At 46.5% G+C, this 3703-nt stretch carries 4 protein-coding genes; 2 read left to right on the top strand and 2 right to left on the bottom strand.

From position 1 onward, the window contains the following. Positions 1 to 1666: DEAD/DEAH box helicase (locus AC5V8P_RS24210; protein WP_495473955.1), on the bottom strand; the 1666-nt coding region annotated here is incomplete at its 3' end. A 167-nt stretch (positions 1667 to 1833) separates the two neighbouring features. On the opposite strand from AC5V8P_RS24210, the gene AC5V8P_RS24205 reads away from it, so the two are divergent. Together AC5V8P_RS24205 and AC5V8P_RS24200 are read left to right on the top strand one after the other, a co-directional pair. Then, on the top strand, positions 1834 to 2910 hold the full coding sequence (locus tag AC5V8P_RS24205) for a diguanylate cyclase (protein WP_064797679.1): 1077 nt from the start codon (positions 1834 to 1836) through the stop codon (positions 2908 to 2910). A 134-nt stretch (positions 2911 to 3044) separates the two neighbouring features. Continuing rightward, the gene (locus AC5V8P_RS24200; RefSeq protein WP_013312483.1) at positions 3045 to 3218 is read left to right on the top strand and encodes an aspartyl-phosphate phosphatase Spo0E family protein; all 174 of its coding nucleotides are present in this window, start codon (positions 3045 to 3047) and stop codon (positions 3216 to 3218) included. Between the two features lie 63 nt (positions 3219 to 3281). Here AC5V8P_RS24200 and AC5V8P_RS24195 read toward each other — a convergent pair. Continuing rightward, positions 3282 to 3703 (bottom strand): LysR substrate-binding domain-containing protein (locus AC5V8P_RS24195; protein ID WP_495473954.1); only part of this gene is annotated, 422 nt, incomplete at its 5' end.

Here is a 3703-nt window from a genome sequence, read left to right as displayed (position 1 = left end):
GATAATAAGCAAGCGGTGTCAACGTTGCGGAAAAATAAATAGCCGAGCGGTAATTCTTTACAGCTTGTCCCAGCAAGTGTGAAGGATCGAGGCAGAACAGTTTGACCCTCACCTCACTGCGACCTGCTTCAATATAAGTAACGTAACGCTCATCGTATAAAGCAGCCATTCGCAGCATATTTTGAGCGGTAAAATACGTATCCAGAAGCAATGCGTAAGCCGTCCCCTCACTGCTTGCACGGCTTGTACTGCTCCCTGTCACCAGCTCGCGTTCAGCGGCTTCCACAAAAGGCACCAACAGTTCCAGCACCTCTTGCGGTGCTGTTGATTCCACTGCTTTCCCTGTATCTGCATGCAGCTTGCGCAGCGTAATCATCTGTGCGTTCACTGCACTCGCAGCTGCAGCAATCTCCGGGTTTAGCGACTTAAATTCTCTTTTCAGTTCCAAAAAAGAAGATTTCAGGATTTCCGCCGAAAACATGTCCCGGCCGCGTTCCACCAGATTGTGTGCCTCATCCACCAGTACAACACCTTTTCGTTTGTGCTCCTCCAGCAATCTTTTCAGAGAAATCCGTGGATCAAAAACATAATTATAATCACTGATTATACCATCCGAGGCATACGCCACATCTAGCGAAAACTCGAAGGGGCATACCTTATGCTTGCGCGCATAATGCTCAAGCACCGTCCGCGTCATTAGCGTCTCATTCGCCAAAATATCGGACACCGCACCGTTGATCCGGTCGTAGTAACCCTCGCACATGCTGCATACCCCAGCATCACAATCATGTTCATCCTTAAAGCAAATTTTATCCTTTGCAGTTAGCGTCACCACATGCATATACAGCCCCTGGGCCTGCATTCGGGCATATGCCTCTTCAGCTGCTGCGCGAGTCGTGGTACGAGCCGTTACATAATATACTCGCCTAGCCAGCCCTTCGCCAATCGCCTTAATCGCAGGAAATAAGGTGGATACCGTTTTACCGATACCGGTGGGCGCTTTAGCAAATAGGTTGACTCCTTCGGCAATCGTCTTATACACCGAGCCCGCTAAAGTGCGCTGACCCGAACGATACGTGTCAAAGGGAAAATCCAACCTAGCAATACTGGCATCCCTCTTCTCCGCATGCGCTCTCAGCAGGAATGCATATGGTGCATAACCAGCAATCATTTTCTGAGCATAAGCTTCCAGCTCTGCAAAGGATAGTATCTGTCTAAAGCGACGAATATGTTCACTGTGTGCCTGTACATAAGTAAGTTGAACCTGCATGGAATGATGCTGCTCCTCACGAGCAATCATATAGGCATAGAGAAATGCTTGCGCCCAGTGCACAGGCTGACCGTCTCCCTGAATATCTTCGAGAGGCTGAGAGATCGATTTAATTTCGTCCACCGTCCATACGCCGTCCAGCTCAATCAATCCGTCACAGCGGCCCTCAATGACAAACAATTCACCTTTATATGAAATTTCTGTACGCAAATGTACCTCTTTGCGATCATGCTCCTTGTAACTCTTCTGGATAGCCTGATGCACGCGAGTTCCTTCCTGCATACTGCTATTCGAGCGAAAACCGCTCTGAATGCTGCCACTCCGATGCACATATTCCACAAGTGGACGCACCGAAATGTGAATTGGTTCCTTCATACGATCACCCGTTCCGATCATAGTCCTTACACTGTACCACGTAGATCAACGAAACGTAAGGGACATAAGAATCGTTTGTGGTCGATGGGTATTCATTCACATCTACTTTCTACCGAAATATAGAAACGAGGCCTTTTACTTTATTCCCACGATACTACAACTCACATTACAGCATAAAGGACAGGGATATGTTAAAAGAATTAATTAACAATTTTGCGTTATTAACAAGCTTCTTATTCTTCGGAAATTTATTTTCCCGGAAATATGAACGTTACCTGACAAACCATGCACTCATTCATCAGATAATGAACGGTTTAATGCTGGGCGTGTTTGGCATTCTGTTAATGATGACCGGTTTATGGATCCAGGGGCACTTTGTGGTTGATCTGCGCCAATTGGCGATTATCATATCTGTTTATATAGGAGGAACGGTATCCGGTTTGCTGACCACCCTGATCGTCATCCTGTATCGTATTTACATCACAGGGGGGTGGACGGATATTTCTCTGACTGCCACGGTCAATTGCTTCGTGACACTAGTCCTTTCAATTATCTTTATTCGCGAAAAAAGCCTAGCACTTGGCAAATGGATGTCGGCTGTGCTTGGGGCTGTTATTGTCTCACTGTTATCCGCTTTTTTTGTGGATAATCCACCCAACTTAGAATCTATAATAATGATCACAACCGTGAAGATTCTTGGCGGCTTGTTCACTTATTTTATGATGTCCCATATCAAAAAAACAGAACGGGCTATTCACCTGCTGGAAGAAGCCGCGAACCGCGATCATTTAACCGGGCTATACAGTCCGCGTGCTTTTGATGCGCTGTTCGAAGAGGTACTTCATGCTTCCAAGACTACAAAAAAACCCTTTGGACTCGTAATGCTAGATATTGACCACTTTAAAGAAATTAATGATACGTATGGCCATTTGAACGGAGACGCCGTCTTAAGCCAACTGGGAATTCTGTTAAATCGGGAATCTACAACAAGAGCATATCCCTCCCGTAAAGGCGGAGAGGAATTCGCAATTCTACTCGGAGATTGTGATACCGAAAAGGCAGCAAGCTTTGCCGAGAAGATTCGGAAAGCTGTGGAAAATGAATGTTTTCTCTTGAATGACGGAACCATAATCCCTTTAACCGTATCCATCGGAGCAGGCAGCTCTCCTGTTATTGCATCGAGGCGTTTATTGGAAAAAGCAGACGAAGCATTGTACGAAGCTAAACGATCAGGACGCAATCGGGTAGAGCTGGCAAAACCATAATTATTAGTCGCTAAATGTCAGGAAAGCTGGATTAATGTTAATAAAAAGTGGTAAAATGGAAATAACATCGTTATCAAAAAAACTTCTGCCGCTAGTGGAGACATGCCTTACAATCGACATGGGGGGTGGGCTTTGTGAACCTCGAACAATTGGAAAAACTCATGGAAAAAGAGCGTCGTGAACTGAATCGCATGGCTGACTTACACGGATTAAAAGATGAACGTGTATTGGACAAATCCTCCAGGCTTGACCGTATTATGGACAAGTACCTTCACACCAAGCGCGCAATAAACCAAACACACTCCTAAAAGCAAGCTACATCGCTGCCCCTCAGGGCAGCTTTTTTATGTTCTAAGCTGCATCCGTCCTTCTCACCGACGACTCCCGCCATATTCTGTCCGCAACAATCGCTGTGTGAAGGATATCCACTCTCTGGCCGCAAAAGACAGATACCGATCGTTCCGCCAGATCATCCCCAAATGCCAAGGAATGACAGGATCAACGAGCGGAAGAATACGCAACCGTTCGGAATCCAGATCTCGGCATATCGCCTCAGGCAATAACGCTACTCCCAGGTTGGCGGCAACCATCTCGCTGATCAAATCCCATTGAGAACTTTCGTAGACTACGCGCGGCTGAAAGCCGGCACGAACACATTCGGCAATGATACGGTCATGCAGCGTAAAATCCTCACGGAACAGCACAAATGCCTCCTCTGCTAACGCAGATAGCGGCACCTCCTTGCACTCAGCTAATGCATGCGTAGGGTGAACGAGCAAATTCAGCTTTTCCT

The sequence above is a fragment of the Paenibacillus sp. N119s genome (assembly GCF_059447605.1).
Note: the sequence above shows the minus strand (reverse complement) of the source record. Positions and strands in the feature narration are given on the sequence as shown.

What these genes read in the sequence shown, in the direction of transcription:
- AC5V8P_RS24205 (WP_064797679.1), top strand. Translation starts at nt 1,834, where the DNA reads ATGTTAAAAGAATTAATTAACAATTTTGCGTTATTAACAAGCTTCTTA.